We start from the raw sequence: 22,570 nt of genomic DNA, 5'->3' as shown, positions 1-22,570 counted from the left end.
ATTTATCGAACGTTTTTATTAATGATAAGACTTTCGGATAACGCGCCCAATAATTTGGTGCGTAGCAACAGCACCATAGGCACGGCTATCATAGCTTATCGACAAATTATCACCCAAAATAAAGATGTGATCCTCAAGAAGCGCATTTTTCGCGAGAAATTCCTCTAGTTGCGCACGGTCAAGCATAAAGGTTTGGTTAGATTGTGGCAGATAGAGGGTGTTGTCTTGCCACGTATAGGGAGTAGCTGGGGTAAGGAGAATGCGCTTAACAATGAGCGTATTGGAAGCAGTTTGGATCAGGACGATATCACCGCTTTGGGGTTTTCGCCAGCGCATTTGAAGGGTGTCAATCAGAAGCCAGTTGCCATGAGAAAGGGTGGGTAGCATCGAGTTGCCTTGCACTTGAATAAGTTGTATGCCAAATAATAAATATATAATTAGTAGGAGTAATGGTGTAAATATGATGATTTTATAGATGGTTTTAGATTTAATAAATATTAACATTTAGGAGTAAATATTATTTTTATTCAGCCACTCTTGCCAAATACGCGCGTGTTTTAAGTGCTCTTCGTAGGTAACGCTAAAGTGATGCTTGCCATTGGTTTGTGGGATAGCGACAAAGAAGTAATAATCGGTTTGTGGGGGATAGAAGACGGCTTTTAGAGCGACTCTTCCAGAGAGACCCACTGGATGCGGAGGGAGTCCTGCATATTTATAACTATTAAAGGGATCATCTATAGCAAGATCGGCGTAGAGAACGCGACGCGCGTGCCCTTGTCCTAGGCGCTCTTTTTTCATATAGTTGATGGTCGCGTCGGTACGCAGGAGGTCGCCAACGGCCAGACGATTGAGAAAAACCGATGCCATAAGTGGGGCATCTTCTGCAACTTTATGCTCTTTTTGAACGATGCTTGCGAGGATGATTTTATCGGTGAGTTCTTGTGGAGAGCGCGCTTGCCAATTTGTGTCAATTTCCGTGAGCACAGCAAAAAATTGACGCAACATTAACGTTACCGCCTCTTGGGCGCTGATGGTTGCTGGCACAAGATAGGTGTCGGGGAAGAGCCACCCTTCGAGCGTCTCTTGATTGATGCCGTAGGAGAGAAGGAGTTCGCCATGATTAGATGCGTCTAAAAATTCTTGTGATGTAAAAAATCCCGCCTCCTCCCATATCAGCGATGCCTCACGCAAGGTGAGCCCCTCGGGGATGGTGATAGCGATAAGATCGAGCGTGGGTGCAGTGTTGAAGAGAAAGTGTAGTGTTTGAATTGCAGTGAGATTGGTGGGTATCGCGTATGTTCCAGCGAGAATGCGCCCTTCTTGATGAATAAATTTATGATAAAGTTTTAAAAAGAAGGCACTTTTGATATATCCCTCTTCGTCCAGTTGCTCCATAATACGGTAGAGAGAGCTTCCCTCTTTTACCTCAAAAGTAGAAGGGGATTGGTTTTCTATGAAATCTTTACGTGCGGGTGAATTCATCATAAGAAGATAGCTAGCAGCAATCATGATGAAAACAAGGAGGAGCGAGAGGAAACCAAGGAGAATTTTTTGTGCAACGGAACTCTTTTTTTGCATAAATTTACAATTCTCCGCGTGCGTAGAGATCCTCGAGTGTTTGTAGCTCTTCTAGCCCAATACGCGCGTAGAGATAGCGCTCTAGCTCTTGGTAGAGGTAGCCGGTTTCGGTGCTCATTTGCTCGAGATTTTTGAGGCTTAAAAAGAGTACCGCTGCTTGATTGGGGGTGATATCGAGGTGCAATGTCTTCTGTTCTATCATCGTGATTCTCCTATGGCTTAATCTGAATCAGACGCTCTTCTGGGTGGTTGGCAAGGAGGTTCTCAATTTCGTCTTTATGGTAAAGCTTGGCATCAGTAAGATTGATCCCAGGGCAATGCTCTGCCTCTAGGTTCCAGTTGGCTTGTGAGGCTAAAATGCTCGACCAAAAGGGATAAGTACGGCATTGGCTAGGACGTGCGGAGTAGATGCTGCAGCCATCTTTCCAGAATTCACATCGCATTTGTCCATCGGATTCGGCAACTTCGAGTAAGGAGATGCGTAGCGCATTACCATGTGCGACGGTGCGTGCGTGTTGGGTTAAAAAATCCTCTTGACTCATTTGTAGATGTGCGGTAATTCTATCGATATCTTCTTTGGATAAAAAGACATATCCGCTATCGCCTCGACAACATTGTGAGCATTGAGTACAGTGAAAGTGTAAGCCTTGATCGTAAAATTTTTTCATCTTCTATCGACAATGATAGCATAAAAGTTAATAAAAGACAAGAGAGTTATCTCTTTTTATGCGATGAATTATGCGTGAGTAACATCACTGCGAGGCATCATTTAAGAAAAAGATGATTTTATGATATTTGATATAATCTATGTTGAGAGAAAAATCAATATATTTCTGTAATAAAATGGATATTGATTAAGAATAAATTATTATTATAAAACGGATTTTTTTTAAGAAAAAAGTTACAATAAGCTAAATAAAACCCTTGAGTAAGTAGATGAAAGTGGGTATACTAGGGAGGTAATTACCAAAAAATGCCAAGGAGTATGTGCGATGTATTGTCCCCATTGCGGTGCAGATGAGATGAAAGTGTTGGAGACCCGAGAGAGCGAAATGACCAACTCAATCCGTAGACGCCGAGAGTGTTTGGCATGCGGACGACGCTTTACCAGTTATGAATCGATCAAACAACCGCCCATCACTGTGCTCAAAAAGAGTGGCAAACGTGAGCCCTTTCGATCCGAAAAGATTAAGGCATCGTTGGATCTTGCGCTACGTAAGCGCCCCATCAGTCAAGAGGCAATTGCCATCGCCCAAAAAGAGATGGAAAAAGAGATCTTCTTTCGCGCTTCTGATCGGGGGCATATCGAAAGCAAGACCATTGGTGAGATTATTTTAAGCCACCTCAAAGAGTTAGATGGCGCAGCCTATGTGCGCTTTGCCTCGGTCTACTTTAGCTTCTCCGATGTGAAAGCCTTTATCTCCTTCATCGAAAATATGCCGGAAAAAGGCTCACTCTAAGGAGCTTTCATGCTCCCGCTTCATCTGCCATAAGGCCTCAATGAGGCGATCTAATCCGATATAATTCTGGACACTAATTGCTAAATGGTCTTCTTCATCTAACTGTTCTGTAAATTCTTTATAGCGTTCTTGATCTTCGCTTGTCTCCACTTTACTACCGACAATTAAGCGTCTACGCGTGAGCAGTTGCTCGTTGTATTGTACCAACTCATCTAGCAGAGTCTGATAACTTTCCCATGGATCTTCGTGAGGATTTTGCATATCGATGAGAAAGAGGAGGGTAGCGGTACGCTCCAAATGTTTCAGAAAGCGGATACCCAATCCCAGCCCCTGACTAGCTCCCTCAATGAGCCCCGGTATATCGGCAATCACAAGCAGATCGTCGCCTTGCTTGATGGTGCCCAGATTGGGTTCTTTGGTAGTAAAAGCGTAGTTGGCAATTTTGGGATTCGCCGCGGTAATTGCGCCAATGAGCGAACTTTTACCGGCGTTCGGAAGCCCAACAATGCCTACATCGGCGATAACCGAAAGTACAAGTAATATCTCCTGTTGAATGCCTTTTTTCCCAGCCGTTGCAAGACGAGGCGCTTGTTTAAACTTGTCGCTACGTCGGAAGTGCCAGTTCCCCAATCCGCCTTTGCCTCCTTTTAGGTAAGGGATACGTTGCTCCTCTTGCCCTAGGTCGAGGATAAGGGTACGTGTTTTATAGTCAAAAATTTTAGTACCTGGGGGGACAGGAATGACAACGTCTTCGCCTTTAGCGCCAGAGCGCTTAGACTTTCCGCCATTTTTCCCATCCTCGGCGACGAATTTATGTTTGTTTTCGAGGTGTCGAAAGGTTTTGAGATTTTTTCTTACCTCAAAGATAAGATTTCCTCCGATACCTCCGTCGCCACCATCAGGGCCACCTTTGGCGACGTACTTTTCTCTGCGAAACGATACCGCCCCATCGCCACCATTACCCGATGCGATAACAAGGCGGGTCTCGTCGATAAAACTGCGCATAACTCCTTACTCTGTAACGATAGAGATACGCTTTTTACCCTTGGCAAAGTGAAATTGCACCGTGCCTGCGATGGTTGCATAGATGGTATGATCCCGACCTACGCCCACGCCACTTCCTGGGTGAAATTTAGTGCCACGCTGGCGTACGATAATCTCGCCTGCATTGACGCGCTGACCACCAAAGCGTTTTACGCCAAGATACTGTGCATTACTGTCGGTTCCGTTTTTGGAGCTTCCTCCACCTTTCTTCGTTGCCATCTTATCTACTCCTTGTTAAAATTAATGGTAATTCTCTCCTGCCACTCGCTGGTTAAATCCTCGATACCTTGCAGGAGGATCTCCATGGCGATGATCAATTGAGGGTTGAGGGGATCGCGGATACGCCAATGTAGATAGCCATCATGAACGACAATCTCCTCGATGAGTTTGTGCTTCTCAAGATAACGAGTAACGGTTCGGCTTAGCACGCTTACGGCAAGGCAGAGAGGACTCTCCTCGGTGGCAGTGCGTAGATCGTGCCCACAGATGTTGATGGAGGAAAAACCTACATCGTTGTGGCTGATGGTTACCCTGATCATGAGCTAGCGATTCTAGCTACTAACCTTTTCTACAAGAAGCTTGGTGTAGTTTTGACGATGTCCCATGGTTTTGCGATACCCTTTGCGACGTTTGTACTTAAATACACGAATCTTTTTGTCCTTTAGGCTCTCCATTACCTTAACGGTAACCTTAGCGCCTTCTACATGAGGCTTGCCTACAGAAACCTTCCCTTCTCCATCACTAAGCAGAAAGACGGGGAACTCAAGTTTGGTGCCTTCGGCATGCTCGGCGTGCAAATCTACCAGCATGTATTTGCCCTCTTGGGCTTTATACTGCTTGCCTTTAATCTCAACTACTGCGTACATCTTCTTTAGCTATCCTTGCATTTTATAAAATGATTTTTCAAATAACTCTTCCATTTTACTTGACAAGGCATCTTCTGTCAAGAGCTATAGCTCAATATTTGATCAATTCCTAGATGAATTTGTAAATTTGGCTTGACCAAAGCGCATTTTAGTGCTATGATATCTCATATTAGTTGTTGCATGATCCATGTACTAATAAAGATGTTAGTGTACGGCGCATAATGCAAGGCGCATACATTATATAAGGAAGTAGCTGTTTATGAAAAAAGAGATTCACCCAAATTATCAATTGGCAAAAGTTGCCTGCGCTTGCGGTAATACCTTTGAAACTCGTTCTACCATGGGCGATATTCATGTCGAAATTTGCTCGGCTTGCCACCCGTTCTTTACTGGTAAGCACAAATTCGTCGATACTGCTGGCCGTATTGAGCGCTTTAACAAACGCTACGGAGCTAAGGGTTAGCTCTTTGGCTTTTTTTGCCCAGCACGATAGAGCCAGTTCTCTGGCTCTCTTCTTAGATGCGTTGGGTGTACGAAATTTCTAGGTAAAGATAAAGGATAGAACTATGGGTATTATTGTTATGCAAGAGGTGCGCATTGGCACCGCATTCACCATGGATGGCAATGGTTATGTTACACTCAAGAGCGAGTTCTCCAAGAGTGGGCGCAACGCTGCCGTTATGAAGCTCAAAATCAGAAATCTTCTCACCGGTCAAATTAGCGAAGGCGTCTATAAGGCTGCCGATAAAGTTGAAGAGATCAACCTCGATTTAAGACCGATGCAGTACTCCTATAATGATGGCAATGACTACGTCTTTATGGACATGGAGAGTTACGACCAAGTGGAGATCCCTGTAGAGCAACTTGGCGATGCGGTCTACTTCTTAGAAGATAACATGGAGATCGAAATCGCCTTCTACGAGGGGCGCGCGGTAACCGTCAAGCTCCCTATCAATATCGTGCGTGAGATCACCGAGACGGAACCAGGTATCAAGGGTGATACTTCGGGGAAATCGCTCAAGCGTGCAAAAATCGCCAGTGGCTACGAATTGATGGTGCCTCTCTTCTGCGAGATCGGTACCAAAATCAAGATCGATACCCGCGATGGCTCTTATGTAGAGCGTGTTAAGTAAAAAAGTGTAAAACGTATCAGGACGGCTAAGCCAACCTCTCCTTCTATGGTTAGCTGTCCTGATCTTCTTCATAAAAATCTTGTCCAATTAAGAGTGACATCTCCTCAAAGCCAATCGACTCTACATCGCTATCTTTCTCATTGTTCCCATTTGCGTGCAGGTGGTTGATAATATGCTGAATTTGCGTCTGCTGATTATATAGGAGTTCTTGAAATTCTTCGCCTAGTTTTTGTCGAAATTGTATGGGTAAATTCTTATCGCTATATTGAATCTGTTGCAATAAGCTCTCCATTGCCGTGCGTGCGCGACGAATGAGTTGTAAATATTGCGGAAAGTGAATTAAACGACTATTTTGCATCATTTGTCCTTCAATCTTTTTGAGGGTACGGTCGAAAAAATTGATATCTAAAATATATTTATCGCATAAAAAATCACCATCTAGGCTTAAATCTAGCATCTGAGTAAGTTGTTCAACTTGCGCAACAATAAAGAAAATATTATCTTCGTAGTTGATCTCTTTTTTCATACATTTCTCCTGTTAAAGGATTTAGAGTGCATTACGTGCTTGCACGGCGAGAGTATCACAACGCTCGTTCCATTGATGACCGGCATGCCCCTTGCTCCAGAGCCATTGTGGCTTGAGTTGTTGATTCAGGAGATCAAGCGCTTGCCAAAGATCCTGATTTTTCACGGGCTCTTTGGTGCTGGTTCGCCATTGATTACGCTTCCAATTGTGGATCCATTGCGTAATGCCGTTCTTTACATAACTACTATCGGTGGTGAGAGTAATGGCGGAATATGGGATGTTCTGGTTGACAATATAGCGGAGTGCCTCGATGGCGGCGATAAGTTCCATGCGATTGTTGGTGGTCATCGCCTCGGCACCGGAAAGTTCGATGGTAGAGCCATCATGCAAGAGAATTACTGCACCCCATCCACCTTTCCCAGGATTACCACTACATGCGCCATCACTATAGAGCTTTATGCTATCAGGAATGATTTCTGATAGTGAGACTGACGGCAATGGCGTGCTGTACTTCTTGGCAAGCGCCTCCAATTCTAAACGCAATGCTTCTTGATTGATGGTGGATGCATCGATCGTAAAGTGTTGGCAAAATTGATGTACCATATCGTGCATAGTGTACCTCTTTAGTGGAGATCGAGGGAAGAAAATTTCTCTTTGTCTATCTTAAAGGCAATCAGCATGTCATTCTCTTGGCTATTTAGGGCGCGCTCAAGCGCGTGTTCGGCTTCTTTCCAGAGAATGGTAGGCGCGACACCTTCCCGCTCTTGGGTGGAGGCTAAGCCAGCAGAGAAGTGGAGATCCGACCCTTGGAAGGCACGATTGAGCTCTTCGAGCATGGCAAAGCTCTCTTCAAGACTCTTTCCGTGGAGAAGGAGTGCATAACGTCCATCTTCTAGTGTTTCTAGGGGAGCTTGTGGGAAATTTTTCGTCATGTAGCTAGTAAGGAGATCGTCAAAACGCGAGGAGAGCGTGGGTTGCTCTTGGAGCAAAATGAGCGCCAAGGGTTGATTCTCCATGGCTTGCATGCTCTCTAAGATGGCTCTTTTTGCCGAACTCTCAGGTTCCATGGCTGGCTGTGTTGGGAGTGGATTCAGGCTATCTTCACCAAGGATAGGCTCTTCGTTTAGTTGCTCCTCCTCGATGGGTGATTCAAGGGGAATTTCTTCCAGATTATCTAACGTCGGTAAATCTAGCGATTGATGCAGGAATTCATCTTCACTATTTTCTGGATCCTCTAATACGGGAATGCTATCTAAGGCCTCTTCGGGATCGCCAAGTGGCTCTTCCTCAAAGAGGAGTTCCGTTGGATCCTCTAGCTCTTCGGGCATGGTTAAATCGTCATTTAAAAGGGAATCTTCAGGAAGAAACGAGCCCTGTGTGGGGCTATCCTCCTCTGGGGTTGTCGGACTCTCTTCTTCAGAAAAGGCGAGGGGATCAAGGTCATCAAGGGGGCTGGGGAGCGAGTCTATATTAAAATCTTCTGGGGCTTCGAGATCAAAGAGAATCGCCTGTGGCTCATCAGAGGGGTGCTCAATCTCTTCTAATGGGGAAAGAAAGAGATCTTCTTGCGGTGCATCTGGTTGCGCATCAGTATCAAAGAAGTCGAGATCGCTAGGGCTTGAAAGATCAGATTGTTCTAAGGTATTGGGTTCGATTTCGGGAAGATTGAGATCATCAAATGCGCTAAAATCAGGCAGCGGATCTTCTGTAGAAAAGTCCTCTTCAAGTGAGAAGAGATCGTTGTTCTCTTCGGGGTGAGGGTTGGTAATATCGGCAATGGCTGGATCGTCGCCCAAATCAAAAGAAGGGCTGGGTTCGGCAGTAAAGATATCGGGGTCTTGGCTATAATTCGCTTCAATCTCTTCGAGTTCGTGCTGGGCTTGACTTGGCGTGATGATGCTTCCTTGGACAGGGCTACTGTCGGATTGACGTGCTTCTTGTGGGCGCTTTTTGAGGAAGAAGCTCATGATAATGCTAAGCACCATCAGGGCAAGCACACCAATGAGCGCGCGTAGCGTGATGGCTTGCGCGGAGGCTGGACTTAGGAGGTCGAAGACCATGGTGATGCGCATATCGCCTTGATTGGGGGTAGCGAGGGTAAAGCGGTCGATTTGTTGGGTGTAGTAGGCAAACTCCCAAGCGCGTGGTTGATACTCGTCGGCGGCAGTCAGCCAAAAAGAGTTGCGATCACGACTAGCTTGAAACGCGTAGCGTTGATTCTCTTTGATCGAGATAAAAGTGAGGGTAGGGAAATGGTCGAGGATCTGCTCTAGGGCAAAACCGTGTTCTGGGTCGTAGCTGTTTTTAATATAGGTGTAGACATTGTTTTGGTTTGCTTGGAGGTGGGTGAGGGTGTGCTTTCGCTCTTGCTGAATGAAGATGATGCTTCCGATAAGAATGCCCAGAAGGCTTGCGACAACCAGCCCGATGTACAGCGCAATGGGGGATAATTTGTGCGATTTGTTATTCATACATCCTCTACTTTTCGACTTTTTTTCTCTTTTTTGATGATGTCTACGTAAAAAAGCAACGATACTCATAGATGTAGACAAATCTAATATCGGCAGGTGGTAGAGAAAAATGCAAGATAAAAAGTTAATTTGGCAAGAAAAATCACGAAAAAAGGGCGGGGAGTATCGGATTTTTACGGTGGACGCGGTGGAGCGGGTGCATGAGGATGGCGCGAGCAATACATTTTTTGCGATTGAGAGTCAGCCGTGGATTACGGTGATTCCGTTGATCAAAGAGGATGGGGTAGAGAAGTTTGTGATGGTGCGCCAATTTCGCCATGGGAGTGCCACAATTACGACCGAATTTCCGGCAGGCATTGTCGACATAGGTGAGAACCCCGTCGAGGCAGCCCAGCGCGAGCTTAATGAGGAGGTGGCCTATCGTAGTCATAAGGTCACCTTTCTTGGGGCGAATAATCCCAACCCCGCGCTCTTTACCAACCATATGCACATCTTTTTGGCAGAGGATCTCACCTTACTACCCAATCAAGAGCTAGATCCAGACGAGCGCATTGAGATCGTGAAGATCCCCGTAACCACAGTGCTCGAAACGATGGGCTATGGCGAGATGGATCATGCATTAATGGTGATGGCGCTCTTTTGGTATCAGCGCCATCTTATGAAAAATTCCTAGCCCTCAAGTAGCCCAAAGAGGTGCATGATGGTGGCGTCAGCCTTGTTGGATAAGATCTCATTAGCCAAGACTTTACCTAGCTGGACGCCCTCTTGATCAAAGCTATTGAGGTTCCATAAAAAGCCTTGGAACATCACTTTGTTTTCGTAGTGGGCGAGCAACGCACCTAGGGTGCGCGCGCTAAGTTGTGGTGCGTAGAGCAACGATGCGGGGCGACCTCCTGCAAAATTCTTGTTGAGGTTGCTTGGCTCGCTCTTGCCTAAAACAAAGGCTGAAATTTGCGCTGCGAGGTTAGCATTGAGTTTGGTCTGGCTGGTTGAGCCTTCAAAATCGTAATCTACGGCGCACTGGCTACGGCTAAAGCCGATGAACTGAAGCGGAATGATGTCGGTGCCTTGGTGTAGAAGTTGATAGAAGCTATGTTGCCCATTGGTACCGGGTTCGCCAAAGATGGTAGGGCCGGTGCTGTAGCTTATGAGTTGGGCATCGCGGTTGACACTCTTGCCGTTGCTCTCCATATCTAACTGTTGAAGATGGGCAGGAAATCGCGATAGGGCTTGGCTGTAAGGGAGAATCGCGGTGCTGGGATAGCCCTTGATGTTGCGCTCATAAAGACCAATGAGAGCATCCATGAGGGCGGCGTTTTGGGCGATATCGCGGTGGCGCGCATGCGCATCGGCGTCGGCAGCCCCCTCAAGCAGTTCGTCAAAGACATCAGAACCAAAGGCAAGGCTCAAGACTACCCCACCTACGGCCGAAGTGGAGGAGTAGCGTCCGCCAATAAAGTCGTCGATAAAGAAGCTCACGAGGTAGCTATCGTCTTTTGCCAAGGGGCTGGTCTGGCTGGTTACGCATACCATATGTTTATTGGGGATAAAGTTGAGGATCTGTTGTTTGGCGGCCGCCTCTAGGACGAAGTTGCGATTGGCGAGGGTCTCTTGTGTGGTGCCACTTTTTGAGACGAGGATAAAGAGCGTGCGCTCTAAATCGCAACTGTCGATGATGATAGCTGCGTCGTCGGGGTCAACATTGCTAATGAATTTAGCCTCGAGTTTGCTTAGATAGAGATTCTGTAGCGCCAAGTAGAGCGCGCGAGGCCCTAGGTCGCTACCGCCGATGCCTACTTGCACCACGGTGGTAATTTTTTTGCCTGTAGAGCCGAGAATTTCGCCGGTGTGTACTTTGTTGGCAAAGTCTGAAAAGCGCTTTTGTTGCTGTTGGTAGAAGTGGCGTAAATTTTCGTTATGAAAGAGCACCTCGCCGGCTTGTTGTGCGCGGGTTAGGTGGTGAAGCACCTTGCGTTTTTCGCCGGTATTCATCATCTCTCCGCTCAAGAGAAGTTCGTATTTATCGATGACCTGTTGCTCATCGGCAAGGGCTTGTAGGGCAGAGAGTAGTGCTTGGTTGATGCCTTTTCCTGCATAGTTAAAGGTGAGATCGGCACCGGCGCGAATGCTCTGGCTCTCGAGGTTCTCTTTGGTAAAGTGCTCGACGACCGAAGGAATTGCGAGCTCTTTTAGTTGGGAAAAGCCCTTGGTTTGGTCAAGATTTTGATAACGAATCATACGTAAACTCCTTATTTGATTGAATGATTTTGGTTAAAATTATCTCAAAAATGAAAAAATGTTAGTTTAAGGTTGCGGTTGCTCCTGAATGAGGGGAATGAGCTGACTCAAAATTTCATTACATAGCGAGAGGATAAGCAGGGCTTCTTTGGCAAGGAGCGTCTCTTTTTTTGCGTCGTAGTACTCTTGGTGGTAGAGCCTGAGATTGCTAAAAAGGTTGACTAATTCGGGTTGGTCTGCAACGATGGGTAGGCTAAGGGCAAGGTCAATTTGCTGACTCAAGTCGCCTGCATCGGTGGCAGTAAGGAGGGGTAAAAAGGATAACACCGCCTGCATGGCGTGATCGATGGTGGGCTGATACTGGTGATCTTGGGCGTTGGTAAACGCGTCCAAGGCGCTCAAGAGCTCTTGATGAGCCAACTCGGCTGGGCTAGACATAGTGCCTCCTTGCACAATAGTGATTGCTACTTTTTTATCGACCTTTTTAGGCAATAAAATCGCTAGTGTTGACCACTTTTTTCTTAAAGCTAGCAAAATTTCTTCTCCAAGCGGAAAATATTTGAAAAAAAGTGAAAAATATGGCAAAAACGTGTTGACTAAATTGCAAAAAAAAGTCATCTTTAAAACCATATCTACAGATTAGATAGGATGGTGGTTTTTTAAGAGAAAAGATAAATCATATCGCAGGAGGAAAAGGCGAAAAATTGAAAGGTAGTGTCGTGCGTTTTGAGAACGTCAAAAAATCTTTTGGTGACTTTGTAGCCGTTCAGGAAGCAAATATTGAGATTAAGGCAGGCGAATTCTTTTCGCTATTAGGACCCAGTGGCTGTGGAAAAACCACACTACTACGGATGTTAGCAGGATTTGAGTCGCCCACTAGCGGAGCAATCTATCTGGATGATGTCAATGTTACGGCACTCTCCCCCGATAAGCGACCTGTCAATACAGTTTTTCAAAACTACGCGCTCTTTCCCCACCTGTCGGTTTTCGACAACGTGGCCTTTCCCTTGCGCTTGCAAAAGCGTACTAAAGAAGAGATCAACCAAAAAGTTGCCGAGTACCTAGAACTTGTCCAACTTACCGGCAAAGAGGGCAATATGCCCAATCAACTCTCTGGTGGACAAAAACAGCGCGTAGCTATCGCCCGCGCACTTATTAATGAGCCTAAGGTGCTCTTATTGGATGAGCCTCTTTCGGCCTTGGATGCAAAGTTACGTCAGCGCATGCTTGTGCAGCTTGATCGTATCCACGATGAGGTGGGGGTAACTTTTGTCTTTGTTACCCATGATCAGCACGAGGCACTCTCTATTTCCGATCGCATCGCGGTGATGAATGTGGGGCGTGTCGAGCAATTAGGCGCTCCGCATGATATTTATGAGAGTCCCATTAGTGCCTTTGTCGCCAACTTTATCGGGGAGACCAACCTCTTTACCGGTAAGGTAACCAGCGTGCAAGGCGAGTGGGTCGAGGTGGAGATTGCCGGCATTGGTATGCTCAAGGTAACTGCCGATGATGACATTAAGCCTAAAGTCGGTGATATTATCAACCTTACGGTGCGTCCTGAGAAGATTAGTCTTGCCACTGACCGCCCTAAGTCGCTAGAGAATAAGATGGCGGAGTATAACATCTTCCACGGCATTATCCATGATATGATCTATCTTGGATCGGAGTCGAAATGTTTTATCACCTTGGATGGATCGGAATTTGTCTTTAAAGCAATCAAATCGCACTCTAAATACCTCGAGGACGGCCCTGAGGTTACATGGGAGGATAAGGTTTACTTCTGGTGGCACGCCAACGATGCCTATATTGTGGCGATTGTTGAGGAGGCGAAATAATTTATGCGTAAAAATTTAGGCTTTCGCTACACCTTGCCCGCACTCTTGGTGATGAGCGTCTTTACGGTTATCCCCCTGCTTATCGTCTTAAGCTACTCCTTTATGACCAAGAGCAGTAGCGGTGGGGTCATCTATCAATTTAGCTTAGATGCCTATCGGACAATTTTCAGTAAAGAGTACGCGCAGGTTATCCAAAATACGCTTCAGATTACCTTTTTAGCGACCTCCTTAACGCTCTTGATTGCGCTGCCTTGTGCTTATTATATGGCACAATCTAAGCGTAAAGAGATTTTAATGCTGATCATTATTATTCCTTTTTGGACAAACTTTTTGGTACGCATCTTTGCTTGGAAGGCAATTTTAGAGGCCAATGGTCTCTTGCCTTTGCTCTTGATGAAGCTCAATTTAATTGCCGAACCACAGAGCTTTTTGTATAATCGTACGGCGGTGATCCTTGTTTTAGCGTATACGTCGTTGCCCTTTGCCATCTTGCCTCTCTATAATGCGATTGAGAAATTTGACTTTGGCTTGCTGGAGGCAGGGCGCGATCTTGGTTGTAGCCACATGTGTAGTTTGCGAAAAATTCTCTTGCCTAACATTCGTGGCGGGATTATCGCTTCGATCATCTTTGTGGCTATCCCCATCTTTGGACAATACGTTGTGCCACAACTGATCGGTGGTGGCGCTAAGGGAACGTACATGATTGGTCAACAGATTGCCAACGCCTTCTTTCAGGAGCGCAACTGGCCGGTACCTGCGGCCTTTACCACGTTGTTGATGGCGATTACCATCTTGGGCTTTATGATCGTTCGCTTGCGATCGGTTCGAAGAGTACGCTTGCTACAGAAACGCAGTCGTGCCGTAACCCAGTAGGAGTAGATAAATGAAAGATTTACATCGATTGCAAGCCCCGCGCTTGTCTAAGGTTGTCTTTATCATGACGGCCGTCTTTTTGATAGCACCGCTACTTATCTTGATTGCCTATAGCTTTAACGGCGGAAAGAATAGCTGGACGGGTTTTAGTCTGCGTTGGTACGAAATTCTCTTTACGCGCAAGGAGAATTTATGGCTGGCTTTTTTCAACAGCATCATCGTGGCGATTACAGCGGGTGTGATTGCCACTGCTATTGGCACACTCTCGGCGATTGGTTTACATTGGTACACTTTTCGCACCAAGAGCTACTTGCAGGTTACCAACTTTATTGCCCTCATTTTGCCTGAGATTGTGGTCGGTTTGAGCCTTGCCATCTTCTTTGCGAGTTTGAATCTTAACCTACGATTGGGCAATGTGATCATTGCGCACGTTGCCTTCATTTTACCTTTTGTTACCCTGATGGTTTTGGCACGACTGGATGAATTTGATAGCGGAATCATCGAAGCTGCGGAAGACTTGGGTGCAAAAGATAGCCAGATTCTCACCAAGGTCATTTTACCTATCGCCAAACCTAGCATCATTGGAAGCTTTGTGATGGGGGTAACCTTGAGCTTGGAAGATTTTGTTATTACCCTTTTTGTGGGTAGTGTGGGCTCGACGACCTTGCCCATCGCCATCAACAACACCATCCGTAAAGATCCCGACAGTAATGTGGTCTATGCGCTCTCGGTCATCTTGATAGCGGGGACGGTCTTGCTGGCGTTTAGCGCCCGACGTTTCTTAAAATACATGGTGAAGACGTAAGAATTTCTCGATTTTTTATGAGTAAATGAAGTAGAGAGAACAGCTGGAGAAGAGATAGCTGGGCGGGCGACGCTCTCTATTGTTTTGACAGCGAAAATAAAAATGGATAAGGAGTTTACATCATGAAGAGTAAGCTGATGTTGGTAGCCATGGCGATGATATTTGCCTTGAGTAGTTGTGGGGGATCTGGAGAGAAGCGCGAGATTAATCTCTTTAACTGGACGTATTTTATTCCCGATCAAGTGTTAACAGACTTTCGTCGCGAGACGGGGATTCGTGTACATTTGGACACCTACGACAGCAACGATACGATGTATGCCAAGCTCTTAACCCAGAGCGCCAATTATGACGTGGTGGTGCCTTCGGGTGATTATGTCTCGATGATGATTGCGCAAGGCATGCTCCAGCCGTTGGATAAGAGCTTGTTGCCTAACTTTGCCAACTTCAACGCCGACATCCTTAGTTATATCGACTTTGACCCTGGGAATGTCTATTCGGTGCCTTACGCATTGGGTGCGACGGGGATCAATGTCAACACCAATATGGTGCAGGAGTATGAGTCGTCTTGGCGGATGTTTGAGCGCAGTGATTTAGCGCGTCGGATGACTTTGATGAACGATTCGCGTGATGTGTTGGGCGTGGCATTGAAGTACCTAGGCTATAGTGCGAATAGTACTAATCCTACCGAAATTCAAGAGGCACGCGACTGGGTTATCGCCAATTGGAAGCCCAATGTGCTCAAATTTGATGCTGAAATGTTTGGCAAGGATTTTGCCTCACGCAATACTTGGGTGGCACATGGTTTTCCAGAAGTTGTTCTTAAGGAGCTCGAAGGTGATAATATTTTTGAACATTACGCCTTCCTCTTGCCGAAAGAGGGTGGATTGATCTATCTTGATAACATGGTGATCATGGCGAATGCGCCTAATCCCGAGCTGGCACATGAGCTGATCAACTACATTTTGCGTTTGGATGTGCACGCTTTTATTATGGACGAATTTTGGTATCCCACGCTGATGCCCGATGCCGAGAGCTTGCGAACGGTAACCGTGCCATACAGCATTGAGGGGCTCTTTACGAACAATTATGAATTTAGAGCTAATGTTGGGGATGCGGTTTCGTACTATAATGATGCGTGGAACGCGATTATGCGATCGAACTAGACCATTTTAGCGTGATGTATAGGTGGATAGGGGTAACTTATCCACCTAATAACAGTAGAGAGGGAGGGCAGGATGAAGAGATTTCGTCTACTTTTTTTAACAACGATGAGTGCGATGCTACTAGCTTGTGGCGGGAACGATAAGGAAGTGCTCTACCTTTTTAATTGGTCTTACTATATCCCCGATGAGGTGTTGCAAGATTTTCGGCGAGAGACAGGCATTCGGGTGGTGCTCGATACCTATGACAGCAATGAGTCGATGTATGCCAAGCTGGCTACGGGCAACGCGCAATACGATTTAACCGTACCCTCGGCCGACTACATGGAGCTGATGCGTGAGCAGGGTATGTTAGCTCCATTAAATCATGAATGGCTACCTAATTTGCATCATATCGAGGCAGAGATTCTTCCATTATTAGCGTTTGATGCCGAGCAAGCATATAGTGTGCCATATTTTATCGGTGCGGCGGGAATTAATATGAATCGCAATAAAACCGGAGAGTTGCCCGCGAGTTGGGCAATTTTTGGCGACGATCGCTTTAAAGGGCGCATGACCATGATGTATGATGTGCGTGAAACGCTCGGTGTGGCGTTGGCTTATTTAGGGTATAGTGTGAATAGCACCGATGCCGAGGAGATTGCGCAGGCAAGGGATCTTCTGCTTGAATGGAAGCCCAATCTCTTAAAATTCGATGCGGAGATGTTTGGTAAGGATTTTGCATCGGGGAGCAGTGTGATTGCGCATGGCTATGCCGAGGTGGTACTCACCGAGCTTGAGGCTGCCGATGGGGTAGATTATCAATATCTTCTGCCTAAAGAAGGTGGCTTGGTGTATGTGGATAATTTGGTGATTTTAGCCGGGAGTAAGAATGTGGAAGGGGCGCATCAATTGATTAATTATCTCTTGCGTCCTGATGTGCATGCGCGTATTGCTGACACCTTTTATTATCCCACCATTTTGACTGGTGCTAAGGAGTTGCGTGAACGAACCCCCGCCTATGAAATTGCGCAACTGGTAGAGCTTGGCTACGAGGTTAAGCGCGATGTTGGCTCGGCACTTGCGTATTATACGCGTGCTTGGAGCGAGGTGCAATCACGTTAAAGATAGAGACGAGGAGAGCGATTTCCTCGTCTTTATTTAGATTAGGCATATTTTGTATATCATTAATTACAGGCGACTGATTTGTACGTGATAGATAAAGAGAATCATAAATGTCGTAAAGATAAGAGCAACTGCAAATATCGTCAGACTTTTACTTGAAATGTGCCAAGGATATGGGGATCTCCTTTTGGGCGTTGGCCTAGAGGTAGTTTTTGTACGATTAAGTTTAGGCGCTTGCGCATGAAGCTGGTAGCCACAACTAGGACAGCCGTGTAAAAATTGCTCAATCGTACCCTGATAGAGGCAAGAAGGGCAACGAACCCCTGAAAATTTAACCCGACACTGCGGGCAAGCATCTAAATGCGCATCCACCTGGCTTCCACAAACATCACAATAAAAATGCGGTTTCACGATGACTTTTTACTCTCCTTTGCACCAACTATCTATCCAAATATCTTAAGGAACGTTGTCAGTATAGACAAAAAAGAGAAAAAAGAAAAGGGTCTCATGCGTTAAATTTAAGAGAATATGGAATAGCTCTTTAGTTGTATAGGGAAAAAACCGAAAATAAAGAATGATGGCTGGTAATGACGATTTAAATAAATTGAAACAAACTCTCGAAAATCTCTCCGACGAGCCCCTTTGGCGCGAAAAACGTGGCGAATCCATAGAAGATGTGCTAATGGAGCAATCACCGACAATTGAGCGCGAGGCCATTGTTCGCGAGGCCGATCTCAATCGTGAAGAGAATATCAATGCAGAACCTCAAGAGGAGTCGCAAATGAGTGATGAGGATAAGAAAGAAGAGCCCTCGCTGGAACCAACCGAGGCATTTGCTGACTTTGATGGCGCTGATTTATCGAACCTAGAGGATCCTGGGTTAGAGACGCTTCGTGATGAGAATGCAAGTGATGAATTAGACTTCTCCTCCTTTGACGATATGAATTTATCCTTAGATGAATTTCCCTCGGAAGATAATCCCGTTGAGGATGAGGCTACTAACAAGGGCGAGTTATTTCCAGATGCGCCACTTCCCAATGAGCAGGAAGAGGAGGCGCTTGAGGATACGATTTCTGTCGAAGAACTTGCCTCTTTAGCGCCGAGCACCCCAGAGAATAGCGCAGATGATGCCTCTGGTGAGCTGGAATCTACATATAATATGACAAACGAGAGCTCCTTGGATACGGGAATTGATGACTTGGCGCTTCCTGATATGGATGATGCGCTGGATTTAATGGATATGGATAAACCGATCGAGATCTTTGGCGATAGCGATGATGATCAGGCGATTTTAGCCATGGGTGAGGGCGATGAACTTGCTGATATGCTCGATGAAGAACCCGTACTCTACGGAAGTGAGGGGGTAGATGCTGCCGATCTGCTTGCTGAGAGCGATCTTGATCATCAAGCTAAAGAAGATTCGGTGGATCACATGGAGAGTGATTTTAATCTTGGCGACTTTGGCGATATCAATGTGGATGCGAAAGAGAGTCCCGCGAAGTCTGATGTTAGCGATGCTGAAGAAGAGGATGCGTACGAAGAGGATGAAGAGAGCGTTGATCCAGAGAGTTTACTCTTTAGTCAACAAAAGATTGATCAAATTAACGCATCTTTGGCGCGCCTGCCGCGTAACTTACGCTTGGCTATGCATAAAATTCTCGCTAGTGAAGAGACCGAACCTGCGGTGGTACAACGCTTAACAAAAAAGTTGCTTAAGCGAGCTTCTGCGCGTTCTCTGGTGAATGATGTCCGAGAACTTACCGGTCAGACGATTATCTTACCCAATCGCTATCAACAGAATGCTGGCGAAGAGTTTGAGAAGCGTCGGGGTGGCTTTGCCTATAACTTTAAACATCTTGCCTGGCCATGGGTCAAGCCGGTGATGGTGGTTACCGTTCTTGTGGCGTTGGTGGTCTTTATTGGTTTTTCTGCCATTTATCGTCCGCTTACGGCGGGATGGTATTATCGCAACGGCTTGGTGATGTTAGAGGCGGGCGATTACGATGAGGCAATGCTTAACTTTAGAGTGGCACATGATGGTTGGCGAGCGGGGCCGATGCAGGTTCAGGGAGTGCCTCGTCAGCGATGGTTCTTTGAGTATGCCGAAGCTTTTACCCGTCAACGTCAGTATACATTAGCACAGGAGATGTACGATCGCCTGTTGCGCGCGTATCCTACCTCCCAACGTGCCTATCTGACCTATGGCGATTTTGAGAGTCGGCATCGCTCCAATTTTGAGCGGGCGGATCAGATTTATGTGCGCTATCTTAATGATGTTAATTCCAAGGATGTGCAAATGTTGAGCGCCCGATCGGAGAATTTATTGCGCTGGGGTGCTTACGACGAGAGTCGTTTGAAACAGGCGCGTGACGTATATGCTATTCTTATTCAGACTGATGGGTTATCGGATCGCACGGTGATGGGTTTGCTCGAATTCTCTGTTTTACGTAACGATCGCACAGAGATAGAACGTTGGGCTGGGTATATTCAGGCGAATCCTAAGATGAAGTTAGATCCTGCGACATTGGCGTTGGCAGCGAGTTGGTTTTTAGATCAAGGACGCGCTGGGGAGGCGGAGAAGCTTTTGCAAAAGGCGATCGAGTTAGAAGAGAAAGATCCGATTTTGCATTATCAATTGGCGCGTTTTTATGAAGAGGTGGGCGATCTCTCGAGCGCAAGTAACTCTTTGAGTCAGGCGATATTTCTGATTGCGAACCGTCAACCCATGACGCTACGCGATACGGAAGTTTACATTGATGTCTTCCGTCGATCGGCAAATTTCCGCTTCAAAGAGAATATCATGGATGAGCGCGCGCAAAGTGAGCTTGAACGTGCCATCGCCTACTATGAAAATGGGGTGGAGCGTCGGATTCTTGGGCGCAATCCTTTCCATGGGCGTATGTATTTGGAGCTCGGTGATATCTTTTATATTCGAGATCGGGCGCTTCAGCTTGCCGATATTCACTATGAAAAGGCGCTGGAAAATAGTTTTGATGATGCTGACTTACGCTACAAACGCGGTTATATTGCCTACAATCGTGGAGATTTGACTAACGCGATTAATAACTTTAGCCTCGCTTACGGGATGGAGAGTGGTCATGCTAATACGATTTATAGTTTGGCGACGGCGTTGGCGGTGGATGGTCGCAGTGCTTCGGCGCAGGCCTATTATCAAGAGTTGCGCGAGATTTTAGAGAGTGAGCGTTTAGCATTGGCTTCTTCGGATGCTTCGGCGATGGAGGTTTTGCGTAGGGAGAATGGCGAGTACCTTATGAAGGTTTATAATAATCTGGGTGTGGTTTTAGCCGATCTTGCGCAACGTAGCCCTAATCGTGTAGCGATTGAACAGCAAGCACAGATTGCCTTTCAACAGGCGATGTTCTTGTGGGATGCGCTCTCCCGCGATCCTGAGAGTCGCGCAAGGGTTATTTCGCAGGAGCTTCCGGGGATGAATTTCCGCGCGTTGCTTCATCCCGTAGCTGGGCAGGAGTCTACTTATTTATACGATAGTCTGGCGATGTTCTTAGAGAATCCGCCGGTATCGTGGGGATTTTAGTGCGGAAGGATTGACAAAAGTTGCTAAATGATGTAGAATGTTTACATAATGCCGGAGTGGTGAAATTGGTAGACACAGCAGACTCAAAATCTGCCACAGCGATGTGTATGGGTTCAAGTCCCATCTCCGGTAAGTAAAAAATAAAGAGCCTATCTTCTTGTAGATAGGTTTTTTTATTAGGAGATATGTATGGCGTGGTTTGAGGATGAGTTATTTTGGTTAAAGTATAAAGAGATGATGTTTGATCCTGATCGGTTGGCGGCAACACCTACCGATGTTGAGCAGATGATTGCCTTAGCAAATTTGCCCAAGAAGGCGGTGATTTACGATCACTGTTGTGGATTTGGGCGTCATGCACTTGAGTTCGCGAAGCTGGGATATGCGGTTACGGGGGTGGATCGTTGTACGAGTTATCTGGATTTGGCGCGGGGCAAGGCGAAAAAGCGTAACTTGAATGTGGAATTCATCGAGGCGGATATACGTAGTTTTGTTGCACCAGATCGGTTTGATTTTGCTTATAATTTTTTCACCAGTTTGGGTTATATTGAGGATGCCGAAGAAGAGTTGCAGGCGTTGCGCAATGTCTATACAAGTTTAAAATCAGGGGGGAGCTTTTTAATCGATATTGAGGGTAAGGAGACGTTGGCGAAGAATTTTTGCGAGAGCCAGTGGTTTGATGGGCAAGACGGATCGATTATGATGGTGGGCGCGCGGATTTTGGATGGTTGGTCGCGGGTGGAGAACCGCTGGGGCTATGTTAAAGATGGCGTGTACGAGGAGACGATCTTTTCGCATAAAATTTACAGCGCATGGGAGCTGGGCACGTTATTGAATGAGGCTGGCTTTAGTGAGGTGGAATTTTTTGGTAGCTTGGAGGGCACTCCTTACGATCAAGATGCAGAGCGATTAATCGTTTTAGCACATAAATCATAGAGAATGACCTCGCTATCTCTCTTGGGGTGGGATTAAAAATTTTCTACCTCGGCTCTGGTGTGATGAGCGATAAGATCTTCGAGGGGGTACTCGATGGCGATCTCTTCTTGGAAGCGGATTGCCCCTTTGATAGCCTGATCGAGGTAGTGCATGGCGAGGGCTACGGCATCTTGAGGTTGGTCGTTGTGGGCGAGCATGCGTCCGGTTACGATGGAGGCGAAGGAGTCGCCTGTGCCGTGGAGACCCTTTGGGCTCTTGAGGTGGAGCGGAGCGTGTACTTTGAAGTAGAGATTTTTTTCTTTGTCGAAGAGGTAGCTGGTGATGCGTTGACGTTCTGGGTCGTGAATGCCGGTAACGATGGCGATTTTAGGGCCAAGCTCGCTGAGGTTTTGTAGAAAATTTTTGGCGTTGCTCTGCGCGAAGGGTTGATCGAGAGGGAGACCTAGGAGTGCATTGGCTTCGGTGAGGTTGGGGGAGCTGACGTGGGCGCTTTTGAGGAGAGTTCGCATGGCTTTGACTTGTTTTTGATCGAAGGCGGGGTAGAGTTTGCCATTGTCACCTAAGACGGGGTCGATGTAGATGAAGCGCGGAGTAAAGCGTTGGATAAATTTTTGGGCGATAGCTACTTGCTCGGGTGAGGCGAGATAGCCAGAGTAGAAGGCATCAAAGTGGAGATTCATGGCATCCCATTTGTCATAAATGCGTAAGAGTTCTTCGCTTAGGTCGAGTAAGCTAGGTTGCGTGCCAAAGCCAAAGTGGCTAGAGAGTAGGGCGGTGGGTAGCGAACAACAGTAGCAATTGGTGGTGGCAAGCAGGGGAACAACCACATTTAGGCTGGAGCGGCCATAGCTACAGAGGTCGTGCATTGCCATGACTTTGGGTGCGTTGATCAAATTCATATCAAACTCCTTATAATAATTTTGATAAAGTATTCTCGTTTTTTCCAAAATAGAGTATACTGTGCTTATCATTATAGCGTAGCTTG

General features: G+C 46.4%; 26 protein-coding genes and 1 tRNA gene. 12 read left to right on the top strand and 15 right to left on the bottom strand.

From position 1 onward, the window contains the following. Positions 1 to 18: 18 nt before the first annotated feature. From lepB to PVA46_RS06290, 4 genes are read right to left on the bottom strand one after another with little or no spacing between them, the layout of a single operon-like run. Positions 19 to 504: a signal peptidase I gene (gene lepB, locus PVA46_RS06305; protein WP_167695901.1), complete on the bottom strand. Its 486-nt coding sequence runs from the start codon at positions 502 to 504 to the stop codon at positions 19 to 21. Then, complete coding sequence (gene mltG, locus PVA46_RS06300; RefSeq protein ID WP_167695900.1) at positions 505 to 1,578, bottom strand: endolytic transglycosylase MltG; 1,074 nt, start codon at positions 1,576 to 1,578, stop codon at positions 505 to 507. It lies immediately after the preceding gene. 4 nt (positions 1,579 to 1,582) lie between these two features. Next, positions 1,583 to 1,780 carry a hypothetical protein gene (locus PVA46_RS06295; protein WP_167695899.1) on the bottom strand — a complete coding sequence of 66 codons (198 nt, stop codon included), beginning with the start codon at positions 1,778 to 1,780 and terminating at the stop codon, positions 1,583 to 1,585. 10 nt (positions 1,781 to 1,790) lie between these two features. Further along, positions 1,791 to 2,246 carry a YkgJ family cysteine cluster protein gene (locus PVA46_RS06290; protein WP_167695898.1) on the bottom strand — a complete coding sequence of 152 codons (456 nt, stop codon included), beginning with the start codon at positions 2,244 to 2,246 and terminating at the stop codon, positions 1,791 to 1,793. Positions 2,247 to 2,570: 324 nt separating this feature from the next. Between PVA46_RS06290 and nrdR the strand changes: the two genes are divergently transcribed. Continuing rightward, positions 2,571 to 3,038 carry a transcriptional regulator NrdR gene (nrdR, locus tag PVA46_RS06285; RefSeq protein WP_167695897.1) on the top strand — a complete coding sequence of 156 codons (468 nt, stop codon included), beginning with the start codon at positions 2,571 to 2,573 and terminating at the stop codon, positions 3,036 to 3,038. Here the strand turns inward: nrdR and cgtA are convergent. From cgtA to rplU, 4 genes are read right to left on the bottom strand one after another with little or no spacing between them, the layout of a single operon-like run. After that, entirely contained in the window at positions 3,030 to 4,043 is a 1,014-nt protein-coding gene (gene cgtA, locus PVA46_RS06280; RefSeq protein ID WP_167695896.1) for an Obg family GTPase CgtA, read from the bottom strand. The two genes, nrdR and cgtA, sit on opposite strands and share 9 nt — an antisense overlap. 6 nt (positions 4,044 to 4,049) lie before the next feature. Further along, entirely contained in the window at positions 4,050 to 4,301 is a 252-nt protein-coding gene (rpmA, locus tag PVA46_RS06275; protein ID WP_167695895.1) for a 50S ribosomal protein L27, read from the bottom strand. Positions 4,302 to 4,306: 5 nt separating this feature from the next. Beyond that, positions 4,307 to 4,621: a ribosomal-processing cysteine protease Prp gene (locus PVA46_RS06270; protein WP_167695894.1), complete on the bottom strand. Its 315-nt coding sequence runs from the start codon at positions 4,619 to 4,621 to the stop codon at positions 4,307 to 4,309. A 12-nt stretch (positions 4,622 to 4,633) separates the two neighbouring features. Further along, the gene (rplU, locus tag PVA46_RS06265; protein WP_167695893.1) at positions 4,634 to 4,948 is read right to left on the bottom strand and encodes a 50S ribosomal protein L21; all 315 of its coding nucleotides are present in this window, start codon (positions 4,946 to 4,948) and stop codon (positions 4,634 to 4,636) included. 259 nt (positions 4,949 to 5,207) lie between these two features. On the opposite strand from rplU, the gene rpmE reads away from it, so the two are divergent. Together rpmE and efp are read left to right on the top strand one after the other, a co-directional pair. Then, positions 5,208 to 5,411 (top strand): 50S ribosomal protein L31, encoded by a 204-nt coding sequence (rpmE, locus tag PVA46_RS06260; protein WP_167695892.1) that lies wholly within the window; start codon positions 5,208 to 5,210, stop codon positions 5,409 to 5,411. A gap of 103 nt (positions 5,412 to 5,514) precedes the next feature. After that, positions 5,515 to 6,081, top strand: a complete 567-nt coding sequence (gene efp, locus PVA46_RS06255) for an elongation factor P (RefSeq protein ID WP_212603858.1) — start codon at positions 5,515 to 5,517, stop codon at positions 6,079 to 6,081. A gap of 49 nt (positions 6,082 to 6,130) precedes the next feature. On the opposite strand, the gene PVA46_RS06250 is transcribed toward efp, so the two are convergent. The 3 genes from PVA46_RS06250 to PVA46_RS06240 form a co-directional block, all read right to left on the bottom strand. Further along, entirely contained in the window at positions 6,131 to 6,607 is a 477-nt protein-coding gene (locus tag PVA46_RS06250) for a hypothetical protein (RefSeq protein WP_167695891.1), read from the bottom strand. Positions 6,608 to 6,628: 21 nt separating this feature from the next. Continuing rightward, positions 6,629 to 7,078, bottom strand: a complete 450-nt coding sequence (rnhA, locus tag PVA46_RS06245; protein ID WP_274360339.1) for a ribonuclease HI — start codon at positions 7,076 to 7,078, stop codon at positions 6,629 to 6,631. Positions 7,079 to 7,230: 152 nt separating this feature from the next. Further along, positions 7,231 to 9,078, bottom strand: a complete 1,848-nt coding sequence (locus PVA46_RS06240; RefSeq protein WP_167695890.1) for a hypothetical protein — start codon at positions 9,076 to 9,078, stop codon at positions 7,231 to 7,233. A gap of 109 nt (positions 9,079 to 9,187) precedes the next feature. Between PVA46_RS06240 and PVA46_RS06235 the strand changes: the two genes are divergently transcribed. Next, positions 9,188 to 9,751 (top strand): NUDIX hydrolase, encoded by a 564-nt coding sequence (locus tag PVA46_RS06235; protein WP_167695889.1) that lies wholly within the window; start codon positions 9,188 to 9,190, stop codon positions 9,749 to 9,751. Here PVA46_RS06235 and PVA46_RS06230 read toward each other — a convergent pair. After that, complete coding sequence (locus PVA46_RS06230) at positions 9,748 to 11,313, bottom strand: glucose-6-phosphate isomerase (protein ID WP_274360338.1); 1,566 nt, start codon at positions 11,311 to 11,313, stop codon at positions 9,748 to 9,750. The genes PVA46_RS06235 and PVA46_RS06230 overlap by 4 nt on opposite strands. Before the next feature lie 69 nt (positions 11,314 to 11,382). Then, on the bottom strand, positions 11,383 to 11,754 hold the full coding sequence (locus PVA46_RS06225; protein WP_167695887.1) for a hypothetical protein: 372 nt from the start codon (positions 11,752 to 11,754) through the stop codon (positions 11,383 to 11,385). Positions 11,755 to 12,020: 266 nt separating this feature from the next. Here PVA46_RS06225 and PVA46_RS06220 point away from each other — a divergent pair, with 266 nt between their 5' ends. The 5 genes from PVA46_RS06220 to PVA46_RS06200 all read left to right on the top strand — a co-directional run bounded on the left by PVA46_RS06220 (position 12,021) and on the right by PVA46_RS06200 (position 17,096). Beyond that, positions 12,021 to 13,154, top strand: a complete 1,134-nt coding sequence (locus tag PVA46_RS06220; protein WP_167695886.1) for an ABC transporter ATP-binding protein — start codon at positions 12,021 to 12,023, stop codon at positions 13,152 to 13,154. A 3-nt stretch (positions 13,155 to 13,157) separates the two neighbouring features. Beyond that, a complete protein-coding gene (locus PVA46_RS06215; protein WP_167695885.1) occupies positions 13,158 to 14,027 on the top strand; it encodes an ABC transporter permease in 870 nt (289 codons plus the stop codon). 10 nt (positions 14,028 to 14,037) lie between these two features. Further along, positions 14,038 to 14,832, top strand: coding sequence for an ABC transporter permease (locus PVA46_RS06210; RefSeq protein ID WP_167695884.1), 795 nt, complete (start codon positions 14,038 to 14,040; stop codon positions 14,830 to 14,832). A gap of 122 nt (positions 14,833 to 14,954) precedes the next feature. Next, the gene (locus PVA46_RS06205) at positions 14,955 to 15,995 is read left to right on the top strand and encodes an extracellular solute-binding protein (RefSeq protein ID WP_167695883.1); all 1,041 of its coding nucleotides are present in this window, start codon (positions 14,955 to 14,957) and stop codon (positions 15,993 to 15,995) included. 72 nt (positions 15,996 to 16,067) lie between these two features. Then, positions 16,068 to 17,096, top strand: a complete 1,029-nt coding sequence (locus PVA46_RS06200; RefSeq protein WP_167695882.1) for a polyamine ABC transporter substrate-binding protein — start codon at positions 16,068 to 16,070, stop codon at positions 17,094 to 17,096. Between the two features lie 66 nt (positions 17,097 to 17,162). Here the strand turns inward: PVA46_RS06200 and PVA46_RS06195 are convergent, their stop codons facing one another. Beyond that, the gene (locus PVA46_RS06195) at positions 17,163 to 17,507 is read right to left on the bottom strand and encodes a hypothetical protein (protein WP_167695881.1); all 345 of its coding nucleotides are present in this window, start codon (positions 17,505 to 17,507) and stop codon (positions 17,163 to 17,165) included. A gap of 163 nt (positions 17,508 to 17,670) precedes the next feature. Between PVA46_RS06195 and flcA the strand changes: the two genes are divergently transcribed. The 3 genes from flcA to PVA46_RS06180 all read left to right on the top strand — a co-directional run bounded on the left by flcA (position 17,671) and on the right by PVA46_RS06180 (position 21,585). Beyond that, entirely contained in the window at positions 17,671 to 20,652 is a 2,982-nt protein-coding gene (flcA, locus tag PVA46_RS06190; RefSeq protein ID WP_420828750.1) for a periplasmic flagellar collar protein FlcA, read from the top strand. Between the two features lie 50 nt (positions 20,653 to 20,702). Continuing rightward, a tRNA-Leu gene (locus tag PVA46_RS06185) sits at positions 20,703 to 20,784 on the top strand. Positions 20,785 to 20,841: 57 nt separating this feature from the next. Then, the gene (locus PVA46_RS06180) at positions 20,842 to 21,585 is read left to right on the top strand and encodes a class I SAM-dependent methyltransferase (RefSeq protein WP_167695879.1); all 744 of its coding nucleotides are present in this window, start codon (positions 20,842 to 20,844) and stop codon (positions 21,583 to 21,585) included. Positions 21,586 to 21,617: 32 nt separating this feature from the next. Here PVA46_RS06180 and PVA46_RS06175 read toward each other — a convergent pair whose 3' ends face one another. Continuing rightward, positions 21,618 to 22,484 carry a pyridoxamine kinase gene (locus PVA46_RS06175; protein WP_167695878.1) on the bottom strand — a complete coding sequence of 289 codons (867 nt, stop codon included), beginning with the start codon at positions 22,482 to 22,484 and terminating at the stop codon, positions 21,618 to 21,620. Between the last annotated feature and the right edge of the window lie 86 nt (positions 22,485 to 22,570).

The sequence above is a fragment of the Entomospira culicis genome (assembly GCF_028748145.1).
GTDB classification, from domain to species: Bacteria; Spirochaetota; Spirochaetia; order WRBN01; family WRBN01; genus Entomospira; species Entomospira culicis.
This window is presented reverse-complemented; position numbering and strand designations above follow the sequence as displayed.

Excerpts from the sequence above, each read along its gene's own strand:
- lepB (WP_167695901.1), bottom strand. The coding sequence starts at position 504 with ATGTTAATATTTATTAAATCTAAAACCATCTATAAAATCATCATATTT.
- mltG (WP_167695900.1), bottom strand. The coding sequence starts at position 1,578 with ATGCAAAAAAAGAGTTCCGTTGCACAAAAAATTCTCCTTGGTTTCCTC.
- PVA46_RS06295 (WP_167695899.1), bottom strand. The coding sequence starts at position 1,780 with ATGATAGAACAGAAGACATTGCACCTCGATATCACCCCCAATCAAGCA.
- PVA46_RS06290 (WP_167695898.1), bottom strand. The coding sequence starts at position 2,246 with ATGAAAAAATTTTACGATCAAGGCTTACACTTTCACTGTACTCAATGC.
- nrdR (WP_167695897.1), top strand. The coding sequence starts at position 2,571 with ATGTATTGTCCCCATTGCGGTGCAGATGAGATGAAAGTGTTGGAGACC.
- cgtA (WP_167695896.1), bottom strand. The coding sequence starts at position 4,043 with ATGCGCAGTTTTATCGACGAGACCCGCCTTGTTATCGCATCGGGTAAT.
- rpmA (WP_167695895.1), bottom strand. The coding sequence starts at position 4,301 with ATGGCAACGAAGAAAGGTGGAGGAAGCTCCAAAAACGGAACCGACAGT.
- PVA46_RS06270 (WP_167695894.1), bottom strand. The coding sequence starts at position 4,621 with ATGATCAGGGTAACCATCAGCCACAACGATGTAGGTTTTTCCTCCATC.
- rplU (WP_167695893.1), bottom strand. The coding sequence starts at position 4,948 with ATGTACGCAGTAGTTGAGATTAAAGGCAAGCAGTATAAAGCCCAAGAG.
- rpmE (WP_167695892.1), top strand. The coding sequence starts at position 5,208 with ATGAAAAAAGAGATTCACCCAAATTATCAATTGGCAAAAGTTGCCTGC.
- efp (WP_212603858.1), top strand. The coding sequence starts at position 5,515 with ATGGGTATTATTGTTATGCAAGAGGTGCGCATTGGCACCGCATTCACC.
- PVA46_RS06250 (WP_167695891.1), bottom strand. The coding sequence starts at position 6,607 with ATGAAAAAAGAGATCAACTACGAAGATAATATTTTCTTTATTGTTGCG.
- PVA46_RS06240 (WP_167695890.1), bottom strand. The coding sequence starts at position 9,078 with ATGAATAACAAATCGCACAAATTATCCCCCATTGCGCTGTACATCGGG.
- PVA46_RS06235 (WP_167695889.1), top strand. The coding sequence starts at position 9,188 with ATGCAAGATAAAAAGTTAATTTGGCAAGAAAAATCACGAAAAAAGGGC.
- PVA46_RS06225 (WP_167695887.1), bottom strand. The coding sequence starts at position 11,754 with ATGTCTAGCCCAGCCGAGTTGGCTCATCAAGAGCTCTTGAGCGCCTTG.
- PVA46_RS06215 (WP_167695885.1), top strand. The coding sequence starts at position 13,158 with ATGCGTAAAAATTTAGGCTTTCGCTACACCTTGCCCGCACTCTTGGTG.
- PVA46_RS06210 (WP_167695884.1), top strand. The coding sequence starts at position 14,038 with ATGAAAGATTTACATCGATTGCAAGCCCCGCGCTTGTCTAAGGTTGTC.
- PVA46_RS06205 (WP_167695883.1), top strand. The coding sequence starts at position 14,955 with ATGAAGAGTAAGCTGATGTTGGTAGCCATGGCGATGATATTTGCCTTG.
- PVA46_RS06200 (WP_167695882.1), top strand. The coding sequence starts at position 16,068 with ATGAAGAGATTTCGTCTACTTTTTTTAACAACGATGAGTGCGATGCTA.
- flcA (WP_420828750.1), top strand. The coding sequence starts at position 17,671 with ATGATGGCTGGTAATGACGATTTAAATAAATTGAAACAAACTCTCGAA.
- PVA46_RS06180 (WP_167695879.1), top strand. The coding sequence starts at position 20,842 with ATGGCGTGGTTTGAGGATGAGTTATTTTGGTTAAAGTATAAAGAGATG.
- PVA46_RS06175 (WP_167695878.1), bottom strand. The coding sequence starts at position 22,484 with ATGAATTTGATCAACGCACCCAAAGTCATGGCAATGCACGACCTCTGT.